This is a genomic window from Pseudomonas sp. B611, assembly GCF_055407965.1.
The window spans coordinates 536,020-557,321 of sequence record NZ_JBUZST010000003.1 but is presented as its reverse complement, the minus strand read 5'-3'; the positions used below and the strand labels follow the sequence as shown (position 1 = coordinate 557,321).

21 protein-coding genes are annotated in these 21,302 nt (G+C 62.0%); 9 read left to right on the top strand and 12 right to left on the bottom strand.

Annotated elements, in window-relative coordinates; translation table 11 throughout:
- Window positions 1-11 precede the first annotated feature (11 nt).
- The 3 genes from ACZRMO_RS10795 to ACZRMO_RS10785 are packed head-to-tail and all read right to left on the bottom strand — an operon-like array spanning window position 12 to window position 3,320.
- Window positions 12-812, bottom strand: a complete 801-nt coding sequence (locus tag ACZRMO_RS10795) for an HpcH/HpaI aldolase family protein (protein WP_463972835.1) — start codon at window positions 810-812, stop codon at window positions 12-14.
- A gap of 11 nt (window positions 813-823) precedes the next feature.
- Complete coding sequence (rhmD, locus tag ACZRMO_RS10790) at window positions 824-2,008, bottom strand: L-rhamnonate dehydratase (RefSeq protein ID WP_124529790.1); 1,185 nt, start codon at window positions 2,006-2,008, stop codon at window positions 824-826.
- A 16-nt stretch (window positions 2,009-2,024) separates the two neighbouring features.
- Entirely contained in the window at window positions 2,025-3,320 is a 1,296-nt protein-coding gene (locus tag ACZRMO_RS10785) for an MFS transporter (RefSeq protein ID WP_463972834.1), read from the bottom strand.
- A gap of 117 nt (window positions 3,321-3,437) precedes the next feature.
- On the opposite strand from ACZRMO_RS10785, the gene ACZRMO_RS10780 reads away from it, so the two are divergent.
- The 4 genes from ACZRMO_RS10780 to ACZRMO_RS10765 all read left to right on the top strand — a co-directional run bounded on the left by ACZRMO_RS10780 (window position 3,438) and on the right by ACZRMO_RS10765 (window position 6,279).
- The gene (locus tag ACZRMO_RS10780; RefSeq protein ID WP_463972833.1) at window positions 3,438-4,367 is read left to right on the top strand and encodes a LysR family transcriptional regulator; all 930 of its coding nucleotides are present in this window, start codon (window positions 3,438-3,440) and stop codon (window positions 4,365-4,367) included.
- A gap of 142 nt (window positions 4,368-4,509) precedes the next feature.
- The gene (locus tag ACZRMO_RS10775; RefSeq protein ID WP_026137138.1) at window positions 4,510-5,016 is read left to right on the top strand and encodes a sigma-70 family RNA polymerase sigma factor; all 507 of its coding nucleotides are present in this window, start codon (window positions 4,510-4,512) and stop codon (window positions 5,014-5,016) included.
- On the top strand, window positions 5,013-5,915 hold the full coding sequence (locus ACZRMO_RS10770; RefSeq protein WP_463972832.1) for a FecR domain-containing protein: 903 nt from the start codon (window positions 5,013-5,015) through the stop codon (window positions 5,913-5,915). Before ACZRMO_RS10775 ends, ACZRMO_RS10770 begins: the two co-directional genes overlap by 4 nt.
- 148 nt (window positions 5,916-6,063) lie before the next feature.
- A complete protein-coding gene (locus tag ACZRMO_RS10765; RefSeq protein ID WP_003173733.1) occupies window positions 6,064-6,279 on the top strand; it encodes a TOBE domain-containing protein in 216 nt (71 codons plus the stop codon).
- 45 nt (window positions 6,280-6,324) lie between these two features.
- Here the strand turns inward: ACZRMO_RS10765 and ACZRMO_RS10760 are convergent, their stop codons facing one another.
- Together ACZRMO_RS10760 and ACZRMO_RS10755 are read right to left on the bottom strand one after the other, a co-directional pair.
- A complete protein-coding gene (locus tag ACZRMO_RS10760; protein WP_463972831.1) occupies window positions 6,325-7,470 on the bottom strand; it encodes a MalY/PatB family protein in 1,146 nt (381 codons plus the stop codon).
- 144 nt (window positions 7,471-7,614) lie between these two features.
- Window positions 7,615-8,283: a M10 family metallopeptidase C-terminal domain-containing protein gene (locus ACZRMO_RS10755; RefSeq protein WP_463972830.1), complete on the bottom strand. Its 669-nt coding sequence runs from the start codon at window positions 8,281-8,283 to the stop codon at window positions 7,615-7,617.
- A gap of 170 nt (window positions 8,284-8,453) precedes the next feature.
- On the opposite strand from ACZRMO_RS10755, the gene ggt reads away from it, so the two are divergent.
- Window positions 8,454-10,178 carry a gamma-glutamyltransferase gene (gene ggt / locus ACZRMO_RS10750; RefSeq protein ID WP_124529804.1) on the top strand — a complete coding sequence of 575 codons (1,725 nt, stop codon included), beginning with the start codon at window positions 8,454-8,456 and terminating at the stop codon, window positions 10,176-10,178.
- Between the two features lie 120 nt (window positions 10,179-10,298).
- Here ggt and ACZRMO_RS10745 read toward each other — a convergent pair whose 3' ends face one another.
- The 3 genes from ACZRMO_RS10745 to ACZRMO_RS10735 form a co-directional block, all read right to left on the bottom strand.
- Window positions 10,299-10,823 (bottom strand): AAA family ATPase, encoded by a 525-nt coding sequence (locus ACZRMO_RS10745; RefSeq protein ID WP_463972829.1) that lies wholly within the window; start codon window positions 10,821-10,823, stop codon window positions 10,299-10,301.
- Window positions 10,820-11,383 carry a nicotinamide riboside transporter PnuC gene (gene pnuC, locus ACZRMO_RS10740; protein ID WP_448184971.1) on the bottom strand — a complete coding sequence of 188 codons (564 nt, stop codon included), beginning with the start codon at window positions 11,381-11,383 and terminating at the stop codon, window positions 10,820-10,822. Before pnuC ends, ACZRMO_RS10745 begins: the two co-directional genes overlap by 4 nt.
- 175 nt (window positions 11,384-11,558) lie before the next feature.
- Entirely contained in the window at window positions 11,559-13,193 is a 1,635-nt protein-coding gene (locus ACZRMO_RS10735; protein WP_463972828.1) for a methyl-accepting chemotaxis protein, read from the bottom strand.
- A gap of 199 nt (window positions 13,194-13,392) precedes the next feature.
- Between ACZRMO_RS10735 and ACZRMO_RS10730 the strand changes: the two genes are divergently transcribed.
- Both ACZRMO_RS10730 and ACZRMO_RS10725 read left to right on the top strand, forming a co-directional pair.
- The gene (locus ACZRMO_RS10730; protein WP_463972827.1) at window positions 13,393-14,223 is read left to right on the top strand and encodes an undecaprenyl-diphosphate phosphatase; all 831 of its coding nucleotides are present in this window, start codon (window positions 13,393-13,395) and stop codon (window positions 14,221-14,223) included.
- On the top strand, window positions 14,220-14,603 hold the full coding sequence (locus ACZRMO_RS10725) for a DUF1294 domain-containing protein (RefSeq protein ID WP_463972826.1): 384 nt from the start codon (window positions 14,220-14,222) through the stop codon (window positions 14,601-14,603). Before ACZRMO_RS10730 ends, ACZRMO_RS10725 begins: the two co-directional genes overlap by 4 nt.
- On the opposite strand, the gene ACZRMO_RS10720 is transcribed toward ACZRMO_RS10725, so the two are convergent.
- Together ACZRMO_RS10720 and ACZRMO_RS10715 are read right to left on the bottom strand one after the other, a co-directional pair.
- Window positions 14,592-14,948 (bottom strand): MmcQ/YjbR family DNA-binding protein, encoded by a 357-nt coding sequence (locus ACZRMO_RS10720; RefSeq protein ID WP_463972825.1) that lies wholly within the window; start codon window positions 14,946-14,948, stop codon window positions 14,592-14,594. The two genes, ACZRMO_RS10725 and ACZRMO_RS10720, sit on opposite strands and share 12 nt — an antisense overlap.
- Window positions 14,945-15,853 carry a LysR substrate-binding domain-containing protein gene (locus tag ACZRMO_RS10715; RefSeq protein ID WP_463972824.1) on the bottom strand — a complete coding sequence of 303 codons (909 nt, stop codon included), beginning with the start codon at window positions 15,851-15,853 and terminating at the stop codon, window positions 14,945-14,947. Before ACZRMO_RS10715 ends, ACZRMO_RS10720 begins: the two co-directional genes overlap by 4 nt.
- A gap of 124 nt (window positions 15,854-15,977) precedes the next feature.
- Between ACZRMO_RS10715 and ACZRMO_RS10710 the strand changes: the two genes are divergently transcribed.
- Both ACZRMO_RS10710 and ACZRMO_RS10705 read left to right on the top strand, forming a co-directional pair.
- A complete protein-coding gene (locus ACZRMO_RS10710) occupies window positions 15,978-16,589 on the top strand; it encodes an FMN-dependent NADH-azoreductase (RefSeq protein WP_463972823.1) in 612 nt (203 codons plus the stop codon).
- Window positions 16,590-16,800: 211 nt separating this feature from the next.
- A complete protein-coding gene (locus tag ACZRMO_RS10705) occupies window positions 16,801-17,838 on the top strand; it encodes an alpha/beta hydrolase family protein (RefSeq protein ID WP_463972822.1) in 1,038 nt (345 codons plus the stop codon).
- Here ACZRMO_RS10705 and ACZRMO_RS10700 read toward each other — a convergent pair.
- Window positions 17,832-19,007 carry an MFS transporter gene (locus ACZRMO_RS10700; RefSeq protein ID WP_463972821.1) on the bottom strand — a complete coding sequence of 392 codons (1,176 nt, stop codon included), beginning with the start codon at window positions 19,005-19,007 and terminating at the stop codon, window positions 17,832-17,834. The genes ACZRMO_RS10705 and ACZRMO_RS10700 overlap by 7 nt on opposite strands.
- Window positions 19,008-19,154: 147 nt before the next feature.
- Window positions 19,155-20,741, bottom strand: a complete 1,587-nt coding sequence (locus tag ACZRMO_RS10695; protein WP_124524611.1) for an ABC-F family ATPase — start codon at window positions 20,739-20,741, stop codon at window positions 19,155-19,157.
- Window positions 20,742-21,302: the final 561 nt, after the last annotated feature.

Genomic DNA, 21,302 nt, shown 5'->3' with positions numbered 1-21,302 from the left:
GGGGCAGCTCCTTAGTAAGTGCGTGACGGCGCTTTCGCGTCGGCAATCGGGCGATAGCGGGCGAGGGTGGCCAAGGCGCTCTGGCGCAGCAGGCTGATGTCGATGGCCACTGCGATAAAGCGGCAACCCCAGGCCTGGTAGCGGCGTGCGTCGTCTTCATTGGGCGCGAGGATGCCGCAGACCTTGCCGGCAGCGAGGGTCGCGTCCACTGCGTGCTTGATCCGCTCCTGCACCTCGGGGTGGCCGGGGTTGCCGGCGTGGCCGAGGCCGATGGACAGGTCGGCCGGGCCGATGAACACTGCGTGCACCCCTTCGACTGCGGCAATCGCGGCGACGTTTTCCACCCCCAGGCGCGACTCCACTTGCACGATCAGGCACAGTTCCTCGTGGGCGGTGGTGAGGTAGTTGTCGACGCCGTCCCAGCGTGTGGCACGGGTCAGACCGCCGCCGACGCCACGGATGCCGTGGGGCGGGTAACGCATGGCGCGCACCAGGGCCTGGGCCTGTTCGGCGGTTTCGACCATGGGGATCATCAGCGTCTGTGCGCCAACGTCGAGCAGTTGCTTGATCAGGTTGGCGTCGCCATTCACTGCGCGGACAACCGGCGCGGTGGCGTAGGGCGCCACGGTTTGCAATTGGTTGAGCACGCTGGGCACGGTGTTCGGTGCGTGTTCGCCGTCGATCAGCATCCAGTCGTAACCGAGGCTGGCGACGATTTCGGCGGCGTAGCCCGTGGCGAAACCGGCCCAGATGCCGTACTGCGTGGCGTCGTTGGCCAAGGCGGCCTTGAAGCCGTTGCGGGGCATATTCATGGCAGGTTTCCTCAGCGGTTGTAGGGACGGTGCAGTTGGCAATCCGGGTTCAGGTCAACGCCGAAACCGGGTTTGTCCAACGCCGACAGACGCATGCGCCCGTTCACCGGCACCGGCTCGCCGAGCAGTTGCGGGTGGAACATCGGCACCACTTCATCGGCCTTCGGCGCCATCATCAGGAACTCGGCGAACGGGCTGTTATGGCGGGTGGCGACGAAGTGGTAGCTGTACACCGAGGAGCCGTGGGGCACGACCATGGCGTTGTGGGCATCGGCGAGGGCGGAGATTTTCACCAGTTCGGTGAGGCCGCCGCACCAGCCGACATCCGGCTGGATGATGTCGCAGCAGCCCATCTCGAGGAGCATGCGGAAACCCCAGCGTGTGGCTTCGTGTTCGCCGGTGGTTACCAGCATGCCCTTGGGCACGTTGTTGCGCAGGGCCGCGTAGCCCCAGTAGTCGTCCGGCGACAGGGCTTCTTCGATCCACTTGAGCCCATGTTCATGGGCGCCGATGGCCAGTTTGGTCGCGTAGTTCAAGTCCAGGCTCATCCAGCAATCGAGCATCAGCCAGAAGTCCGGGCCGACCCGCTCGCGCATGGTGGCCAGTTCTTCGAGATTTTTGCGCAGGCCTTCTTCGCCTTCGCTGGGGCCGTGGTGCAGGGGCATCTTGCCGCCGATAAAGCCCATCTTCTGCGCCAGGTCGGGGCGCGCGCCGGTGGCATAGAACTGCAGTTCGTCACGCACCGCGCCGCCGAGCAGGTGGTGCACCGGTTCCTGGCGCAGTTTGCCGAGCAAGTCCCACAGCGCCAGGTCGACGCCGGAGATCGTGTTGATCACCAGGCCCTTGCGCCCGTAGTAGAGGGTGGACTGGTACATCTGGTCCCAGATCTTTTCGATGTCGGTGACGCGGGCGCCTTCGATGAAGCGCGCCAGGTGTTTCTCGACGATATAGGCCGCCGGTTCCCCGCCGGTGGTCACGGCGAAACCGACGGTGCCGTCGCTGGCCTCGATCTCCACCACCAGCGTGCCGAGTACGTTGATGCCGAAGCTGCGGCGGCTCTGGCGGTACTCGGGGTATTTGCTCATGGGTGTGGAGATATGGTCGTCGATCCAATGGCCGTCGCCCTGGTCGTGGTAGTCGGCGCCGCCGCCGCGCAGTACAAAGGCGCGCACGTGTTTGATGGTGAGGTTGCCCATGGTGTGACTCCTGGAGTTAAACAGTGGCCGGCGTGTTCGACGCTTTAGGGCCAGGTGAATGGATGCCCAGTACCAGCAACGCAGCCAGTACCGTGGTGGCGGACAGCAGGTACAGACCGGCTGCCGGGGATGCGAAGGCGCCTTCGGCCCAGTGTTTGAGCACCGGCGCGATAAAGCCGCCAAGGGCGCCGAAGGAATTGATCAGGGCAATGCCGGCGGCGGCAGCGCTGCCGGCCAGGTAGCTCGACGGAAAGGTCCAGAACACCGGCTGCACCGCGATAAAGCCGGAGGCGGCAAAGCACAGGGCAAGCATGCCCAGCAGCGGGCTGGCGAAGGTCACCGAGCAGGCGATGCCAGCGGCGGCCATCAGCAGGGTCAGGCAGGCGGTTTGGCGGCGCAGGCCGGTGCGGTCGGAATAGGCCGGAATCCACCAGGCCGCAAACAGCGCACACACCCACGGAAACGCCGAGACCAGCCCGACCATCAGGCCGACCTTGGTGCCGAGCAGGCCACCGACTTGGGTCGGCAGGTAAAACACCACGCCGTACACACTGGCCTGGATCAGCAGGTACACCAGGCACAGGTACAGCACCGAGGGTTGGCACAGCACGGTCAGCAGGCTGCGGCCATGGGAGGTTTTGTGTTGGTCCTCCTGGTCCAGCAGGGTCTGGATTTGCTGGCGCTCATCCACGCTCAGCCACTTGGCATCGGCGGGGCGATTGTCCAGGTAGAAGTAGGCCCAGATGCCCACCACCGAGGCCATCAGGCCTTCGACGGCGAACAGCCACTGCCAGCCGTGGATGCCGGCCCAGCCGTCCATCTCCAACAGCAGGCCGGACAACGGGCTGCCGAAGATAAACGCCAGCGGCGCGCCAAAGTAGAAGAAGCCCATGGCCTTGCCGCGCACGGCCTGGGGGAACCAGTAGGTCAGGTAGAGGATCACGCCGGGGAAGAAGCCGGCTTCGGCCACGCCCAGCAGGAAGCGCAGGACGTAGAAGCTGGTTTCGTTGTGGGCAAACACCATCGCCGCCGAGATCAGGCCCCAGCTGACCATGATCCGACACATCCACAGGCGGGCGCCGACACGGTGCAGGATCAGGTTGCTCGGCACTTCCAGCAGCGCGTAGCCGACAAAGAACACACCGGCGCCGAAGGCAAACGCGGCATCGCTCAAGCCGGTGTCGGCCTGGAAGGCTTGCTTGGCAAACCCGACGTTGGCGCGGTCGAGAAACGCCATGATGTACATCAACAGCAGGAAGGGCAGCAGCCGCCAGGAAATCTTGGCGAGCAGGGGCGCGGGCAGGGTTTTCATAATGGCAGTCCAGTGTTTTGTTCTTATGGGCCGGACTGTACGGCGGCCGAGCAATGCGCTACAAATCGAATCTCGCTTACAAGTGATAACCTCAGGGTATCGATAAGAAAGGTGAAAATGCGTAGTCCCAGCCTGTTCAACCGTTTGCGCTACAAGCACCTGCATATGCTGGTGGCCCTCAGTTCCAGCCAGAACCTGCACCGCGCGTCCCAGGCCCTGAACATGTCGCAACCGGCGGCCACGCGCATGCTGCGGGAGATCGAGGACATGTTTGGCTGCGACCTGTTCGAGCGCTTGCCCCGGGGCATGCGCCCCACGGCCTTGGGCCAGGAACTGATCCGCTTTGCCGAAGCGGCCCTGAGCGGCCTCGACCGTTGCGCCGAAGACCTGATGGCGCGCCAGCAGGGCGGTTATGGCTACCTGTCCATCGGCACCATCATGGGCGCCGCGCCGGACCTGGTGATGGACTGCATCGCGCAGATCAAGGCGCTCAACCCGCAACTGCGCATCCGCATCATGGGGGACACCAGCGACCAGGTGATCCAACTGCTGGAACAGGGTCGCATCGACCTGGCCATCACCCGCCGCAACGCCGCCACCGACAGTGAGCACTACAGCTTCGAACCCCTGGGCAACGAACGCATGCTGGTGGTGGTGCATGCCGGCCACCCACTGGCCCAGCGTGAGCACCTGCCGCTGGCGGAGTTGGTGCGCGACTGGCCGTGGATTCTGCAACCGCAAAGCAGCCCGGCGCGGATCGGCTTTGATCAGGCGCTGCAAGATCTTGCCCTGCCGAGCCCGGCGGACATCATTGAATGCAGCTCGGTGTATTCCATGCAGCAGCTGATCCAGCTGACTGACGCGGTGATGGTGTTGTCGGAAAGCGCCCTGCGCGACTACCTGAAAATGGGCCTGGTGGTGGCCCTGCCGGTGGCGCTGGATGTGCGCCTGGCGCCGTTCGGCCTGTTGTTGCGCAAGGGCGAAGGGGTGGGGCGCGAGTTGGCGTTGTTTATTGACTTGCTGCGGCAGAAGGCGGCGTTGTTGTAGGACGCGGAGCGTCCGGGGCGGCATTCCCACGCGGAGCGTGGGAACGATCAGCGATCAGTTGAAAAGATCGTGGTATGGCGTGGCGATATTAAATAGAATGAATCTCATTTGAGACATGATCGCGCCGCGCAGGTTGCTTGCCATGAATGATGTTGTCGCCCCCGAACTGACGCTGTCGAGCCTGTACCGCGACCACCGCAGTTGGCTGGAAAGCTGGCTGCGCCGGCGCCTGGGCAATGCCTGGGATGCGGCGGACCTGAGCCAGGATACGTTTTTGCGGGTGCTCGCCAGCGCCCAGCCGATTGCGCAGATGCAGGAGCCCCGGGCGTACCTGGTGACGGTGGGCAAGCGTCTGCTGGTCAATTTTCATCAGCGCCGCAGCCTGGAGCAGGCCTATCTGAATGCGCTCGCCAGCTTGCCTGAGGCGTGTGTGCCGTCCCCCGAGCAACGCTGGCTGCTGCTGGAAACCCTGCAGGCCCTGGACGAATTGCTCGATGGCCTGCCGGTGTTGGTGCGCCGCGCGTTTTTGTGGAGCCAGCTGGAGGGCTTGGGTTATCGCGAGATCGCCGAGCGCCTGGACGTGTCCGAGCGCACGGTGAAACGCTACATGGCCCAAGCCTACGAACACTGCCTGCTGGTGGAGCTGTGAGTCGCGACGTTGCCCGCGCGGCGGCCCAGTGGCTGGCGCTGCTGGAGTCTGGCACCGCCACTGAAGGTGACCACGCCGCGTTGCAACACTGGCGCGACAGCCACCCGCAGCACGAACAGACCTGGCAAAAAGCCCAGACGTTGCGCCAGCGCTTCGGCGGCTTGCCCCAGGCGTTGGCGATGGCCAGCCTCGACCGCCCGCAACCGGGCCGGCGGGCCGTGCTCAAGCGTGCACTGGGCGTGGCGGCGCTGCTGCCGACGGCGTGGCTGATCAGCCGCCAGTTGCCCATCGACGTGTGGCGCTCCGACCTGCACACCGCCACGGGCGAGCGCAAGCGCATGGCGCTGGCCGACGGTGCCAGCCTGCAACTCAATACCGCTAGCGCCGTGGATGTGGCGTCACGGCATATCCGGTTGGTGGAAGGCGAGTTGGCGTTGAACGTCCCGGGCCCGGACACGATGACGGTGCAGACTCGTTATGGCGAACTTCAGGTCAGCCAGGCCGAAGTGTGTGTGCGCCAACTTGCCTCGGGCTGTCGGGTATCGGTGCTCAAGGGCATGGTGCAGGTACGCGACCTCAACGGGCAGTTGGCGACGTTGCACGGTGGCCAGCAAGCACCGTTGACCGCCCGCGGCCTTGGCGCCTGGCTGCCGTTTGATGTGCTGCAACTGGGCTGGCGCGACGGCGTGCTGACCGCACAGGACCAAGGGTTAGGGGATTTCTTGCGTGAGCTGGAGCGCTATCGCCCTGGCGTGTTGCGCTGGGAGCCGCGCCTGGAAGCGTTGAGGGTAACCGGCAGTTTTCGCCTGGACGACACGGACCGCATCCTCAACCTGCTGGCGTCGACCCTGGGCTTCAAGGTGCAGGCGCGCACCCGGTATTGGGTCACCCTCAGTTGAATCTTGTGCTGTGGCCACGGGAGCTCTATATATATCTATAAGATATAAATAAAGAGTTATTTATTCCTTTTAAGTTTTTGGCCGCTGCGGCATCTTGAGGGCCTGCGCATTCGTGCGGATTGACCCAACAGCCAAAAGGAAAGCCGACATGACCATTAAAGCGATCAACGTGCGCAACCAGTTCAAGGGCGTGATCAAGGAAATCCTGCTGGGCGAAGTAGTGTCCGAAATCGACGTGCAAACCGCGTCCGGCATTGTCACTTCGGTGATCACCACACGTTCGGTACGGGATCTGGAATTGAAAGTGGGCAGCGAAGTGATTGCCTTTGTGAAGTCCACCGAAGTGTCCATCGCCAAGCTTTAAATGATGGCCCCCGCGCGAAGGCGGGGGAATTCAAAACTGCTCCGATCAGCGGTCTTTCAAGCTGCGCTCCATGCGCTGCAATCCTTCTTCCAGCAGGGCTCGTGGGCAGCCGAAGTTCAGGCGCACGAATTGCTGGCTGTCATCACCAAACTCGATCCCGGCGCTCAAGCCGACTTTGGCCTGTTCGAGGAAAAACTGCTGCGGGTCATCCAGGCCTAGCGCACTGCAATCCAGCCACGCCAGAAAGGTGCCTTGGGGCGCGTGCATGACCACACCAGGCAAGCGGGTTTGCACGGCATTGAGCAGGTAGTCGCGGTTGGCTTGCAGGTACTGCTTCAGCGCGTCGAGCCATTCGCCGCACTGGCTGTAGGCGGCGCGGGTGGCTTCCAGGCCCAGCGGGCTGACGCTGTCGACCATGCCGCAACGGGCGTTGTTGAAGCGCTCGCGGATCTCGGCGTTCTGGATCACGGCAAAACAGGTCTTCAAGCCGGCAACGTTGTACGCCTTGCTCGCCGACATCAGGGTGATGGTGCGGTCGGCGATTTGCGCGCTGAGGCTGGCGGTGGGGATGTGGCGGCGGCCGTCGAAACACAGCTCGGCGTGGATTTCGTCGCTGATGATCAACGCGCCCTGTTCCAGGCACGCGTTGGCCACGGCCAGCAATTCTTCGCGGGGGAACACCTTGCCCATCGGGTTGTGCGGGTTGCTCAGCAGCAGTGCGCCGGCGCCGGCCAGGGCGTCGCGAAGGGCGGGCAGCGGGGTCAGGTATTCGCCGTTTTTCAGTTCAAACGGCACTTCGATTTTCGGCAGGTTCCAGTGCCCCGGCGCCAGGCGGATCGGCCGGTAGTTGGGGGTTTGCAACACCACCGGCTGGCCCGGTTGCACAAACGCATGCAGGGCCATATTGAAGCCCGGCTCGACGCCCGGCAGGAACAACAGGTCTTCGGGCTGCACACGCCAGGCGTACTTGGCCCACAGGTCGGCGACGATGGCTTCGCGCACATCCGGGCCGGCCACGCTGTAGCCGAGGATCTGCTGGTCGAGGCGTTCGCGCAGGGCCTGCAATACGGCGGGCGGGGCGGCGATGTCCATGTCGGCGATCCACATCGGCAGGACGTCGGCCGGGTAACGGTTCCACTTGGTACTGCCGGTACCGAGGCGGGGGTGGATCGTGTCGAAATCAAAGCTCATGGGGGGCTCGTGGCTGAGGGGCGGGCGCAAGAATGGCGCTGATTCTAGCGCCATTAATTTTATAGGCCAGAGCTTATTGATTGACGGCACTACCTGAACGCAGTGGTCTTGCCGCCGGGCGAAGGGGAACCTGTGCCCAGTGGATTAACTGGTAACGTCGGCCTCAGTGATTTTTGTGTGCTGAATTTTAAGCTTGAAGTCTGCGGTTCCGTCACCGTCTGTATCGACCAGCAAATAGCTGGTACCCAAGCGTGGCAACATTTCGCCTGGCTGATGGATGATCATTGCCTGCCCCGGCTGGCCGGTAAATTCTTGGACGAAATCCAATTTGTCCTTTCCGGGCGGCGTTAAGTTGGAAACGTCAATCTTATCTTTGCCGACAACAAAGTTATTAATTGAATCGGGGTTTTCGGGTGGCGAATCCGAGGCGCTGCTGAAACCAAAAATGCTCTTGCCGCCTTCGGCCTCGGTGGTGCCGCTATACATGTATTGCTGGCCGGAAAGCCCAAGGATTACGTTGTTTGCACCTTTTTGCCCAATCAGATGGTTCTGTCCTTCTACCTCGCTGTGAACCAACTTGTTCGGGCGGCTCTGGGATTCTTGGTTGAGAATGGTTTCTTTGAGGGTGATGACGCGGCCTCCAAACGCGATATGCATCCTGTTATTGGCAGTCGGACCGGAAGGGGCGGAACTATTGGTCGTTGGGGTGGGGGGTTGCGTCGGCGTCATGTCCCAGACGTCAGCAATATTGACGGTGGGTATGTGTGCAGTCGCGGAAGGGCGACTTTGATTGGATAGCCCGTAGTGACTCATGATGAATACCCCTGTTTGGTGATGGATGCGCCTATTGTTGGTAACGATGCTGGAAAAGGTTCCGGTGCCGTTCTGTGACCGACAAGTTCTGTAATAAAAACGCCACTGCACTGGGGATTACATCTACGCCGGGCTATTTTGGTGCATCTCAATAACCAGAGTAGCCATGGATGAAATACCAACCCTTCAGCCGTACCTTGATTGCCACCGCGCTGGTGTTGACGGTCAGCGGTGTGCAAGCCGCGTCGCAGGCCCCGGTGGCCGGCGAAAATGGCATGGTGGTCACCGCCCAGCATTTGGCCACCCATGTGGGCGTGGATGTGCTCAAGGCCGGCGGCAACGCAGTGGACGCGGCCGTGGCCGTGGGTTATGCGCTGGCGGTGGTGTACCCGGCAGCGGGCAACCTCGGCGGCGGCGGTTTCATGACCGTGCAACTGGCGGACGGGCGCAAGACGTTCCTCGACTTCCGCGAAAAAGCCCCGCTGGCCGCTACCGCCAACATGTACCTGGATAAAGACGGCAACGTCATCGAGGGCCTCAGCGCCAAGGGTCACCTGGCCGTCGGCGTACCGGGCACTGTCTCGGGCATGGAATTGGCCCTGAGCAAATACGGCACTCTCAAGCGCGCCCAGGTGATTGCCCCGGCGATCAAACTGGCGGAAAACGGCTTTGCCCTGGAGCAGGGCGATATCGACCTGCTGCACACCGCCACCGGCGAGTTTGAAAAAGATAAAGACATGCGCGGGATCTTCCTGCACAACGGTCAGCCGATGCAGGTTGGCCAGAAACTGGTGCAGAAAGACCTGGCCAAGACCCTCAAGGAAATCTCGGCCAAGGGCAGCGATGGTTTCTATAAAGGCTGGGTGGCCAAGGCGCTGGTGGATTCCAGCCAGGCGGGCAAAGGCATTATCACCCAGGCCGACCTGGACAAGTACAAGACCCGTGAGCTGGCGCCCATCGAGTGCGACTACCGTGGCTACCACGTGGTCTCGGCACCGCCGCCGAGCTCCGGTGGTGTGGTGATCTGCCAGATCATGAATATCCTTGAAGGCTACCCGATGGCCGACCTCGGTTATCACTCGGCCCAGGGCCTGCACTACCAGATCGAAGCCATGCGCCATGCCTACGTGGACCGCAACAGCTACCTCGGCGACCCGGACTTCGTGAAGAACCCCATCGCCCACCTGCTGGACAAGGACTACGCGGCCAAGCTGCGCGCCGCCATCGAGCCGCAAAAGGCCGGGGATTCCCAAGCGATCAAGCCGGGCGTATCGCCCCACGAAGGCAACAACACCACCCACTATTCCATCGTCGACAAGTGGGGCAACGCGGTCTCCGTCACCTACACCCTCAACGACTGGTTCGGTGCGGGCGTGATGGCGAGCAAGACCGGGGTGATCCTCAACGACGAAATGGACGACTTCACCGTCAAGGTCGGCGTGCCGAACATGTACGGGCTGGTGCAGGGTGAGGCCAACGCCATCGCCCCGGGCAAGGCGCCGCTGTCGTCGATGAGCCCGACGATCGTGACCAAGGACGGCAAGGCCGTGATGGTGGTGGGCACGCCGGGTGGCAGTCGCATCATTACCGCGACGTTGCTGACGATCCTGAATGTCATCGACTACAAGATGAACATCCAGGAAGCCGTCGACGCGCCGCGTTTCCACCAGCAGTGGATGCCGGAGACCACCAACCTTGAGACCTTTGCGGTGAGCCCGGATACCCAGAAGATCCTCGAAAGCTGGGGCCACAAGTTTGCCGGGCCGCAGGATGCCAACCACTTGGCGGCGATCCTGGTCGGTGCGCCGTCGCTGGGGGGTAAGCCGGTGGGGAACAACCGTTTCTACGGGGCGAATGATCCGCGTCGTAACACCGGCCTGTCACTGGGTTACTAACGCCTGACACGGTCAAAAATGTGGGAGCGGGCTTGCTCGCGAAAGCGGTGGATCAGCGAATATATCTTTGCCTGACACACCGCTTTCGCGAGCAAGCCCGCTCCCACAATGAAGCCAGTGTTATGACTGGAGCAGTTGTTCCACGGCTGAAAACGCCGTCCGCCTGCGCTCTTCCCAATCCCCGCGAATCACCCGCACAGGCTGTTGATGCTCTCGCATCCACTCCAGACTGCCCTGGAAAAACGCCTGGCGATCCGCCAACTGCGGCTGGCATCGCTGCCCATCAGCCGTCCACTCCACATCATCCGGCGACAACAGCAAGTGCAGGTCGTAGTGACGGGCCAGCAGTTCGCTGTCGAGCCATGCCGGGTAGTCGCCGAACAGGACCTGGCTCCAGAGTTTGTTGGTCAGCAAATGCGTATCGAGGATCAGCAGGCGCGGCTGTTGGGCGCGGGCGGCATCTTCCCAGGCCAGTTGGCCGTGGGCGATGGCCGGGATGTCGGCCAGGGTGGTGTCGCGTTGATGGTGGTCGATGAAGTGGCGCACGTATTCGCCGACCATCAAGCCACCGAAATGTGCGTGCAACTCAGCCGCTAGCCAACTTTTACCGCTGGATTCGGGACCAGCCAGTACCACTACTTTCATGATTGCAACGCCGGGTCGGCGCGCCACTCGCGCCAGCCTTGCACAGCGATCACGGTAAACAAGGCGTAGAGCGCGGCGGTGAGGTAGAGGCCTTTATAGAGGAACAGGCCGACGAAGATCACATCCACGGCGATCCACAGCGGCCAGCATTGCACGCGCTTTTGTGCCATCCACAGCTGCGCCACCAGGCTGAAACCAGTAAGTGCGGCGTCGAGCCAGGGTTGTGCGGCGTCGGTCCAGTGGGCCATGGCGGCGCCCAGCAGCAGGCTGCCCACGGCGCCTATCGCCAAGCTGGTGACAATGGCCGGCACACCCAGGCTGGTGACCTGACGGCCTTGCTTGACCTCGCCGGCGCGGGTCCACTGCCACCAGCCGTACAGCTGCAACACGGCGTAGACCACTTGCAGGAGCATGTCGGAATAGAGTTTTACGTCGTAGAACACCCAAGTGTAGAGCAGCACCATGATCAGGCCGATGGGCCAGCACCAAGGGTTTTGTTTGACCGTCAGCCAGACAGCGATCACCCCCAGGGCGGCGGCGAACAGTTCAAGCCCGGACATGGCGGTTCCTTGGAGGAGTGGGAGAGGGCGGGGATTGTAACCAAAGACGACGATCGTTCCCACGCTCCGCGTGGGAACGCATCCCCTGACGCTCCTCGTCGCTGTTACAGGAGTGGACGCGGAGCGTCCTGAGCGGCATTCCCACGCGGAGCGTGGGAACGATCATGAGCCAGTGTTAGACCTTGAATTGGCGGAGCAGGTCGTTGAGTTGTTCGCTCAGGCCGCGCAAGTGGGTACTCGCCACACTCGACTGCTGCGCCGCCAATGCGGTGCTGTGGGACAACCCTGCCGCCTGGGTGACGTTCTGGTTGATGTCTTCCACTACATGGGCCTGTTGCAAGGTGGCGCTGGCAATTGACGCATTCAAACCATTCAGATTACGCAGCGCCTGGCCGATGGCCGTGAGGCTGGCGCCGGCCTGGCCGGCTTGTTCGATGGTCAATTGCGAGGCGCTGTGGCTGTCGCTGATCACCTTGACCGCTGCTTCCGAGTGACCCTGCAGGCGCTCGATCATGCCCTGGATCTCGGCGGTGGATTTTTGCGTGCGCTGGGCCAGCAGCCGCACTTCATCGGCCACCACGGCAAAACCACGGCCTTGTTCGCCAGCGCGTGCGGCTTCGATGGCGGCGTTGAGGGCCAGCAGGTTGGTCTGGTCGGCGATGGAACGGATCACTTCGAGCACGCTGCCGATCTGGGTGCTTTCAGCGGACAGTGTGCGCATCACCTCGACCGCCTGGCTGATGGTGCTGGAGAGTTGGTCGATCTGCTGCAAGCTGCCATCGATATTGACCTGGCCTTGCTGCGCCTGGGCCTGGGCGTCGCGCATTTCGCTGGCGGCGTGTTCGGCGTTCTTGGCCACGTCTTGCACGCCGTAGGTGACTTCGTTGATCGCGGTGGCGACCAATTCCATCTGCTGGGACTGCTGCTGGCTGCGGTCATGGGCCTGGGTGGCGTTGCTACCCAGCTCGGTCGATGACTGGCCCAGGGCGTTGGCGCACACCTGCAACTGGCTGACCACCTGGCGCAACTTGGCGGTGAAGCTGTTGAAGTGTTGCGACAGCTGGGTCACTTCGTCGTGGCCGTGGGTGTCGAGGCTGCGGGTCAGGTCGCTTTCGCCGCTGGCGATGTTGCCCATGGCGTTCACCGCCGCTTGCAACGGGCGCACGATGCTGCGGGCGATCAGCGCCACCAGCAAGGCCATCACCACCGCAATGATCAGGCCGATCACCGAGGCTTTCCACACTTGGCCGGTGAACTCGGCCTGTACATCATCCACGTACACGCCGGAGCCGATGATCCAGCCCCAGGGTTCGAACAGTTGGATGTACGAGGTTTTCGCCACCGGCGCATCGGCGCCCGGCTTTGGCCAACGGTAGTTGACGATGCCGGCGCCCTTGGCCTTGGCCAGGACCACGAACTCGTTGAACACCGCAAAACCGTCGGGGTCGCGGATCGCCGAGAGGTTCTGGCCGTCCAGCTTGGGGTTGGCCGGGTGCATGATCATCACCGGCGTGAGGTCGTTGATCCAGAAGTAGTCGTCATGGTCGTAGCGCAGGCCGCGCACCACACTCAAGGCTTGCTTCTGCGCGGCGTCGCGGGTGAGGGCGCCGGTTTTTTCGAGGTTCTGGTAGTAGGCCAGCACGCCGCTGGCGGTCTGCACCACATGTTGGGTCTGCTGGCGTTTGGCCTGGTAGAGGTCGCCATGGATCTGCTTGAGCATCAACAGACCCAAGGTCAACAACATCAACACGGCGACTATCAGGATCAGCCAGAGCCGGCGGCTGATCGACATGCTGCGCAAACTGTTCATCGTCCTGTCACTCCGTGCTTTTTTATAATTGTGGGCGCTGCATCGACTTTTACGCCTTGTCTGATAGGCTTTCGGCCTGTAATCGGAAAACCTGAGTACTGCCTGATTTTTCACGGGTTTTTTTCAAACACCCGACGTCAGTGAACCACTTGAAAAATACTATCGAGGCCTGCCCCGCGCAGGACCTTTTGGGGGAAGCATGGATTTTTGGACCGCCATACAGGCATTGATTCTTGGCGTGGTGGAGGGGTTGACGGAGTTCCTGCCGATTTCCAGCACCGGCCACCAGATTATTGTCGCCGACCTGATCGGCTTCGGCGGCGAACGCTTTGAAGCGTTCAACATCATTATTCAATTGGGCGCGATTCTCGCCGTGGTCTGGGAATTCCGGCGCAAGATCCTGGACGTGGTCATCGGCCTGCCGACCCAGCGCAAGGCCCAGCGTTTCACGGTGAACCTGATCATCGCGGTGTTGCCGGCGGTGGTGCTGGGGGTGATTTTTGCCGACGCGATCAAGCACTACCTGTTCAACCCGATCACTGTGGCGGCGGCGTTGGTGGTGGGCGGTGTGATCATGTTGTGGGCGGAGCGACGTGAACATGCGGTGCACGCCGAGACGGTCGATGACATCACCTGGAAAGACGCGCTCAAGGTCGGCCTGGCCCAGTGCCTGGCGATGATCCCGGGCACCTCGCGTTCCGGCGCGACGATTATCGGCGGCCTGTTGTTTGGCCTGTCGCGCAAGACCGCCACGGAGTTCTCGTTCTTCCTGGCCATGCCGACCATGGTCGGTGCGGCGCTGTACTCGGGCTACAAATACCGCGAGCTGTTCCAGCCAGCCGACCTGCCGGTGTTTGCCATCGGCTTTGTGACCTCGTTCATCTTCGCGATGATTGCGGTCAAGGCCTTGCTCAAGTTCATCGCCAGCCACAGCTATGCCGCGTTTGCCTGGTATCGCATCGCGTTCGGCCTGGTGATTTTGGCGACCTGGCAGTTCGGCTGGATCGACTGGTCTGCGGTCAAGCCATGAACATCCAGCACCCACGCTTGAAGGCCGCGATTTTCCTGCTGTTGTGCGCCGCGCCGCTGCTGGGCGCGGTGCTGCTGTGGCATCGCGGCGAGACGGTGCTGCCGCTGGCGGCGTACGGCGTGGTCAGCGTGCTGGCGCTCGTGTTGTATTGGCGTGACAAGCGCCAGGCGCAAACCGAGGGCCGGCGCACCCCGGAAAACATCCTGCACGCCGTCGAGATGGCAGGCGGTTGGCCGGGTGCGTTGCTTGCCCAGCAAGTGTTCCGACACAAGACGCGCAAGGTGTCTTATCAGGTGCTGTTCTGGGCGATTGTGCTGCTGCACCAGGTGTTCTGGCTGGACCAGCTGTTCCTGGGCGGCACCTTGCTTTCAATCCTCTAGCAGCAAGCCGACCTGCGTGCGCTTGGGCAACTTGCTCACCACCAGTTGGTGGGAGCGCTGCAACAAGCCACGCAATTCATCCGCGCCCAGCGGGTACGGGGTGTTCATGATGATCCACTGCGCGCGCGCCAGGTAGGGCGCCGGGTGGATGCCTGGGCGGTCGACATGGCCGAGGAACAGATCTTTGTCGACCTTGAACGCCAGCGACTCACCGCGCAGGTTTTGCAGGGCGAACATCTTGTTGCCAGCAATCGAAAACACCCGTACGCCGCCCCATTTGTAATCCTCGCGCGCGCCGGGCAGGCTCAGGCAGAAGCTGGCGACTTGTTCTTCGGTGATCTTCATAGCAGACGGTCTCCGCAACCTTTGAAGCCTTCTTCAAGGTAGTCGATCCAGGCCCGGATGGCCGGCAATACACCACGCCGATGGGGGTACACGGCTTGCAGCCAACCGCCCGGCAACGACCATTGCGGCAGCAGTTGCACCAGGCGGCCGCTGGCCAATTCCTCTTCGCAATACATCATCGGCAGTACAGTAAAACCCAGGCCCATGATCGCGCTGGCTTTGCGCACGATAAAATCATCGATGCCCAGGCGCGCTTCCATCACCAGCTCGTGGGGGTTGCCCTCGGGGTCGAGGATGCGTTGATGGACCATGCGGTCCGGCTCCAGCGCGCCGAGTATGGGCAGCTGCTTGAGGTCGTCGAGGCTGTTGATCTGCTTGCCGTAGACAAAGGCCGGGCTGGCCACCAGCACCGTCTGGGCCTGGCGCAGGCGCTTGGTCACCAGCAGCGGGTCTTCATCCCCCAGCTCGCGCACACGCAGGGCCACGTCGATGCCTTCGGCCACCAGGTCGACGCGGCGGTTGACCAAGGTCATTTCCAGTTGCACATGGGGATGGGCGGCGAGAAACCCGGCCACCAGTTCCGGCAGGATGTGCTGGGCCATGCCCACCGGGCAACTGACCCGCAGCCGTCCACGGGCTTCGCTGGACATGCTGGCCACAGCCTCGTCGGCCATCTCGGCTTCCAGCAGCATGGCCTGGCAATGGCGCAGGTAACGTTCGCCGACGGCGGTGAGGGTCAATTGCCGCGTGGTGCGTTGCAGCAAGCGGGCACCCAGGCGGTCTTCCAGCTCGGCAATGCGCCGCGACAGCCGCGACTTGGGAATCCCCAGCAGCCGGCCGGCGGCCGCGAAACCACCGGCTTCGACGACTTTGGCGAAATAGTAGAGGTCGTTGAGGTCTTGCATGATCGGCCTATTGTCCTGTCAGTAGGACAAACTATCGCATTTCAGCTAGCTTATCGGCTATTGGTTTCATGCGTAGCATCACCACCATCTGATCGCCACTGACGATCCTACTCGGAGAACTCACATGAAACTGTTGCACATCGATTCCAGCATCCTCGGCGACAACTCGGCATCCCGTCAGCTCACCGCTGGCGTGGTCAAGGCGTGGCAAACGGCCGAGCCGGGTGTGGAAGTGACCTACCGCGATCTGGCGAGCGAAGGCATCAGCCACTTTTCCGGCCTGACCCTGGGCGCGCTGGGTACCGCTGCCGAGCTGCGTGACGCGGTACAACAGCACGAGGCGCAACTGAGTGCTTCGTCGTTGGCCGAATTCATCGCGGCGGACGCGGTGGTGATCGGTGCACCGATGTACAACTTCTCGGTACCGTCCCAACTCAAGGCCTGGATCGATCGCATCGCCGTCGCTGGCCAGACCTTCCGCTACACCGAAGCCGGCCCTGAAGGCCTGTGCGGTGGCAAGAAACTGATCATCGTCTCCACCGCCGGCGGCCTGCACGCCGGCCAGGCCAGCAACGTCGGCCACGAAGACTACCTGAAGCTGGTATTTGGCTTCCTCGGCATCACCGATATCGAGTTCGTCCGCGCCCAAGGCCTGGCCTACGGTGATGAAGTGCGTAACAAGTCGTTGAGCGACGCCAACGTAGTCATCAACGAACAATTGTTCGCTGCCGCGTAAGGGTTATGTAAAAGTTCGCTGTTCCCCGTTTCATTCTGAAAACGGGCGCCTAAACTCTGTATTCTGCTCGCCTTGAACGCGATCGGAGTACGGAGTTTTTTCGTTTACCCGCTGTCTTTTGACTATGGCCCAGGTTATGCAGGCTCGGGTTCAACACCCTGGACCTTTAATTCGACATGTCGGTTCTTACGCAACAAAGGTGGACATCCCCATGATGCGTCTTTGTGCAGTTTTGGTTCTTTCCCTGCTCGGCGGCCTGGTTTCAGTGCACGCCGCGCCTGCGCCGCACCCGCATTGGAGTGTGGGCTTTCATCGTATGACCTTTCTCGACCCGCTGGATTTGCAGCCGATGAAGGCCATCGCGTTCTACCCGTCCACCGATGTCGAGCACAGCACGCAGCTGGGCGCTTACCATGTGGGTGCCGGTGAAGACGCCAAGGTCGCCATCGGCCGTTTCCCGATGTTGATGTTGTCCCACGGCAACACCGGTACACCGCTGGCGCTGCATGACCTGGCTACCTCCCTGGCGCGCAAGGGCTTTGTGGTGGTAGCGGTGCTGCACCCCGGCGACAACTACAAGGACCACAGCCGCCTGGGCACGTTGAGCAATCTGTATGGGCGGCCGATCCAGATCTCCGAAGCGATCACCGCGACCCTGGGCGACCCGATGCTGTCGCCGTTCGTCAACGTCGATCAAGTCGGCGTGATTGGCTACTCGGCCGGTGGCGAGACGGCGCTGATCCTCGCGGGCGCGAAGCCGGATTTCGACCGCCTGCGCCGCTATTGCCAGGAGCGTCCCGAAGACCGCGACGCCTGCACCACCAAAGGCGAGTTGGTGGTGGACCGCGATGACTTGCAACCGCAAGCCGACCCGCGCATCCACGCACTGATGCTGATGGCACCGCTAAGCCTGATGTTTGGCCGCCAGACCCTGGCCGATGTGCACGTGCCGGTGCTGCTCTACAGCGGCGATGGCGACAAGCTGGTGGCCGTGGACAAGAACGCCGCCGCCCTGGCGCGCAAACTGCCGGAACCGCCGGACTTCAAGCTGCTGGCCGGGGCGGGGCACTTCGTGTTCATGGCGCCGTGTGACAGCGATCAACTGCTGGCCATGCCGGCCATCTGTACCGATGCGGACGGTGTCGATCGCGAAGGCATCCACCGCAACCTGATCTCCGAGGCGGGGCGGTTCTTCAGCCACACCCTGGGGCAATCGACCCGCGCCGGCTTGCAGACCGCCGATCAGTAAGCGCGGCGCTTGAGCAGCAGGGTCAGGCCCAGCGCGCCGACCGACAGCAGTGCGGCGCAAAAGAAAATCCAGCCGTAGCCCAGGTTCAGGGCGACAAAGCCCATCAACGGCCCGGCAATCGCCAGGGCCAGGTCAAAAAACACCGCATAGGCACTCAACCCGGCGCCACGGCTGCTGTTGGGCACCTGTTTGATCGCCTCCACGCCCAGCGCCGGGTACACCAGCGACAGGCCAAAACCGGTCAAGCCCGCGCCGATCAACGCCACGCCGGTGGACGGCGCCAGCCACAAAAGCGTCAGGCCCAGGGTCTCGATGGTCATGCAGGCAATCGCCGCACGAAAGCCGCCAAAGCGGCTGATGGCGGAGATAAAGATCAGGCGCGACACGATAAAGCACACGCCGAACACCGTCAGGCAATACGCCGCACCGGCCCAGCCACGGTTGAGGTAGTACAGGGTGATAAAGGTCGTCAGGGTGCCGTAGCCGATCGAGGCCAGGCACAAACTGGCGCCAAACGGTGCGATGCGCCCGAACACCGCCCAGAACGGCAAGCGCTCGCCCCGCACCACCGGCACCGACGGTTTATTGCGGATCAGCAACAAACCCAACGCCGCCAGCACCGACAGCGCAATCCCCAGGCTGCTGTAGCCGTATTCGGCAACCATCACCACGCCCAACGGTGCGCCGATGGCGATGGCGCCGTAGGACGCGATGCCGTTCCAGGAAATCGAACGCGCCGTGTGCTCGGCGCCGACCTGGCCCATGCACCAACTGATGGTGCCCACGCCGATCAGGCCCTGCGCCACGCCTAGCAACAAGCGCCCCGCGATCAAAATACCCAAGCTGATTGCAGGCATGCTTTCCATCAACGTCGCCAGCAACGTCAGCACGCCACTGAGCAGAATCCCGGCCAGCCCCAGCACAATCGCTCGCTTGGTGCCGACGTTGTCCGACATGCGCCCGGCCATCGGACGACTGAGCAGGGTGGCCAGGTATTGCGAACCAATGGTGATCCCGGCCACCACCGCGCTGAACCCCAACTGTTCGTGCACGTAGCCCGGGATCACCGCAATCGGCAGGCCGATGCAGATAAAGGCAATAAAGGTATAGAAGACGATGGAGACGATCTGCAAGGTGATCGACAGGGAGCTGGGGGCGGCGGCAGACATGGGCACTCGTTCGCGGGCGGGCGGTGCGGCCATCATGGCAAGGGCGTGGGGGAAAAGAAAGCAGGCTATCTATTAATGATGACGTGCCATTAAATGCAAAAAAGCCCCGTCACAGTGGACGGGGCTTTTGTGTGCCGCGGGCGGTGCTTAGAACACTACGCCTTGGCTACGCAGGTAGTCATCATAGGTGCCGCTGAAGTCGATCACGCCGGTGGCGCTCAACTCGATGATGCGGGTGGCCAGGGACGATACGAACTCACGGTCGTGGCTGACAAAGATCAGTGTGCCCGGGTAGTTCTCCAGCGCCAGGTTCAGCGCCTCGATGGATTCCATGTCCAAGTGGTTGGTGGGTTCGTCCATGATCAGCACGTTCGGCTTTTGCAGGATCAGCTTGCCGAACAGCATACGGCCTTGCTCACCACCGGAAATTACCTTGACCGACTTCTGGATCTCGTCGTTGGAGAACAGCATGCGACCCAGGGTGCCACGGATCATCTGTTCGCCTTGGGTCCACTGGCCCATCCAGTCGAACAGGGTCACGTCGTCTTCGAAGTCGTGGGCGTGGTCCTGAGCGTAGTAACCCAGTTCCGCGGCGTCGGTCCACTTGATGCTACCGGCGTCCGGCGTCAGCTCGCTGACCAGGGTGCGCAGCAGGGTGGTCTTGCCGATACCGTTCGGGCCGATGATCGCCACGCGCTCGCCGGCTTCAACCTGGAAGCTGAAGTCCTTGAACAGCGGTTTGCCATCGAAGCCTTTGGCCATTTTTTCGACCATGACTGCCTGACGGTGCAGCTTTTTGTTCTGCTCGAAACGGATGAACGGGCTCACACGGCTCGACGGCTTGACCTCGGCCAGCTGGATCTTGTCGATCGCCTTGGCACGGGAAGTGGCCTGCTTGGCTTTCGAGGCGTTGGCCGAGAAGCGGCTGACGAAGGATTGCAGCTCGGTGATCTGCGCCTTCTTCTTGGCGTTGTCCGACAGCAGTTGCTCGCGGGACTGGGTCGCCACGGTCATGTACTCGTCATAGTTGCCCGGGAACAGGCGCAGCTCGCCGTAGTCCAGGTCAGCCATGTGGGTGCACACGCTGTTCAGGAAGTGACGGTCGTGAGAGATGATGATCATCAGGCTGGAACGCTGGGTCAGGATATTTTCCAGCCAGCGGATGGTGTTGATGTCCAAGTGGTTGGTCGGTTCGTCGAGCAACAGCACTTCAGGATCAGAGAACAACGCCTGGGCCAGCAATACACGCAGCTTCCAGCCTGGGGACACTTCGCTCATCGGACCGAAGTGCTGTTCCAGCGGAATACCCAGGCCCAGCAACAGCTCACCGGCACGGGATTCGGCGGTGTAGCCGTCCATCTCGGCAAACTCGGTTTCCAGCTCGGCCACGGCCATGCCGTCTTCTTCGCTCATTTCCGGCAGCGAATAGATACGATCGCGCTCGGCCTTGACCTTCCACAACTCCTCGTGACCCATGATCACGGTGTCGAGCACGGTGAATTCTTCATAGGCGAACTGGTCCTGGCGCAGCTTACCCAGGCGCACATTCGGCTCCAGCATGACCTGGCCGCCAGACGGATCGAGGTCACCGCCGAGGATTTTCATGAAGGTCGACTTGCCGCAACCGTTGGCACCGATCAAACCATAACGGTTGCCAGCGCCGAACTTGACCGAGACGTTCTCGAAGAGCGGCTTGGCGCCGAACTGCATGGTGATGTTAGCTGTGGAGATCAATTACTTTACCTATCAATGGGTTGCGAGCGTGGCGGCAGGAGCCTTCAGGCATGCATCAACAGCGACATCAAGGCGCGAAACCCGGTCGCTGAGCAGAAAATTGGGGATGTGTGTTGGAATTTGGCGCGCATTGTCGCATATGTGAGGCGACAGTTGTATGGCAGGCGACGAGGGATATTTAGTGGCTTGGGGGCGGGAGGCGTTTGCTGGATGTGTTCGGCTGCTGACATGGGGGGCTGGCCGCGGATGGTGGCTAGTGAGTGGTCGCGGCTGGTCTACAGTTGATCGAGATGTTACTCGGTGGGGAGAAAATGGATGTTCGACAAGTATCCCGAGCAAAAGCAGGCCCGAAAGTGGGTAGGGGCGTTCGGTGTTGCACTCCTGGCGTTGGGGGGCTTCTGATTGTCATTGATGGAACAGGGGGTGGACTTTGTATCGTTATGGGGAGCGGTTTGGTGCTGCTGGTGTTGTTGGCCAATGAAAAACAGTTTGCGAAGACGTTATGGGTGTTGGGCTGGTTTGATGGGCTTTCGTGAGTAGACGGCCTCGCTCGCTGTTCAC

What these genes read in the sequence shown, in the direction of transcription:
- ACZRMO_RS10795 (WP_463972835.1), bottom strand. Translation starts at nt 812, where the DNA reads ATGAATATGCCCCGCAACGGCTTCAAGGCCGCCTTGGCCAACGACGCC.
- rhmD (WP_124529790.1), bottom strand. Translation starts at nt 2,008, where the DNA reads ATGGGCAACCTCACCATCAAACACGTGCGCGCCTTTGTACTGCGCGGC.
- ACZRMO_RS10785 (WP_463972834.1), bottom strand. Translation starts at nt 3,320, where the DNA reads ATGAAAACCCTGCCCGCGCCCCTGCTCGCCAAGATTTCCTGGCGGCTG.
- ACZRMO_RS10780 (WP_463972833.1), top strand. Translation starts at nt 3,438, where the DNA reads ATGCGTAGTCCCAGCCTGTTCAACCGTTTGCGCTACAAGCACCTGCAT.
- ACZRMO_RS10775 (WP_026137138.1), top strand. Translation starts at nt 4,510, where the DNA reads ATGAATGATGTTGTCGCCCCCGAACTGACGCTGTCGAGCCTGTACCGC.
- ACZRMO_RS10765 (WP_003173733.1), top strand. Translation starts at nt 6,064, where the DNA reads ATGACCATTAAAGCGATCAACGTGCGCAACCAGTTCAAGGGCGTGATC.
- ACZRMO_RS10760 (WP_463972831.1), bottom strand. Translation starts at nt 7,470, where the DNA reads ATGAGCTTTGATTTCGACACGATCCACCCCCGCCTCGGTACCGGCAGT.
- ACZRMO_RS10755 (WP_463972830.1), bottom strand. Translation starts at nt 8,283, where the DNA reads ATGAGTCACTACGGGCTATCCAATCAAAGTCGCCCTTCCGCGACTGCA.
- ggt (WP_124529804.1), top strand. Translation starts at nt 8,454, where the DNA reads ATGAAATACCAACCCTTCAGCCGTACCTTGATTGCCACCGCGCTGGTG.
- ACZRMO_RS10745 (WP_463972829.1), bottom strand. Translation starts at nt 10,823, where the DNA reads ATGAAAGTAGTGGTACTGGCTGGTCCCGAATCCAGCGGTAAAAGTTGG.
- pnuC (WP_448184971.1), bottom strand. Translation starts at nt 11,383, where the DNA reads ATGTCCGGGCTTGAACTGTTCGCCGCCGCCCTGGGGGTGATCGCTGTC.
- ACZRMO_RS10735 (WP_463972828.1), bottom strand. Translation starts at nt 13,193, where the DNA reads ATGAACAGTTTGCGCAGCATGTCGATCAGCCGCCGGCTCTGGCTGATC.
- ACZRMO_RS10730 (WP_463972827.1), top strand. Translation starts at nt 13,393, where the DNA reads ATGGATTTTTGGACCGCCATACAGGCATTGATTCTTGGCGTGGTGGAG.
- ACZRMO_RS10725 (WP_463972826.1), top strand. Translation starts at nt 14,220, where the DNA reads ATGAACATCCAGCACCCACGCTTGAAGGCCGCGATTTTCCTGCTGTTG.
- ACZRMO_RS10720 (WP_463972825.1), bottom strand. Translation starts at nt 14,948, where the DNA reads ATGAAGATCACCGAAGAACAAGTCGCCAGCTTCTGCCTGAGCCTGCCC.
- ACZRMO_RS10715 (WP_463972824.1), bottom strand. Translation starts at nt 15,853, where the DNA reads ATGCAAGACCTCAACGACCTCTACTATTTCGCCAAAGTCGTCGAAGCC.
- ACZRMO_RS10710 (WP_463972823.1), top strand. Translation starts at nt 15,978, where the DNA reads ATGAAACTGTTGCACATCGATTCCAGCATCCTCGGCGACAACTCGGCA.
- ACZRMO_RS10705 (WP_463972822.1), top strand. Translation starts at nt 16,801, where the DNA reads ATGATGCGTCTTTGTGCAGTTTTGGTTCTTTCCCTGCTCGGCGGCCTG.
- ACZRMO_RS10700 (WP_463972821.1), bottom strand. Translation starts at nt 19,007, where the DNA reads ATGTCTGCCGCCGCCCCCAGCTCCCTGTCGATCACCTTGCAGATCGTC.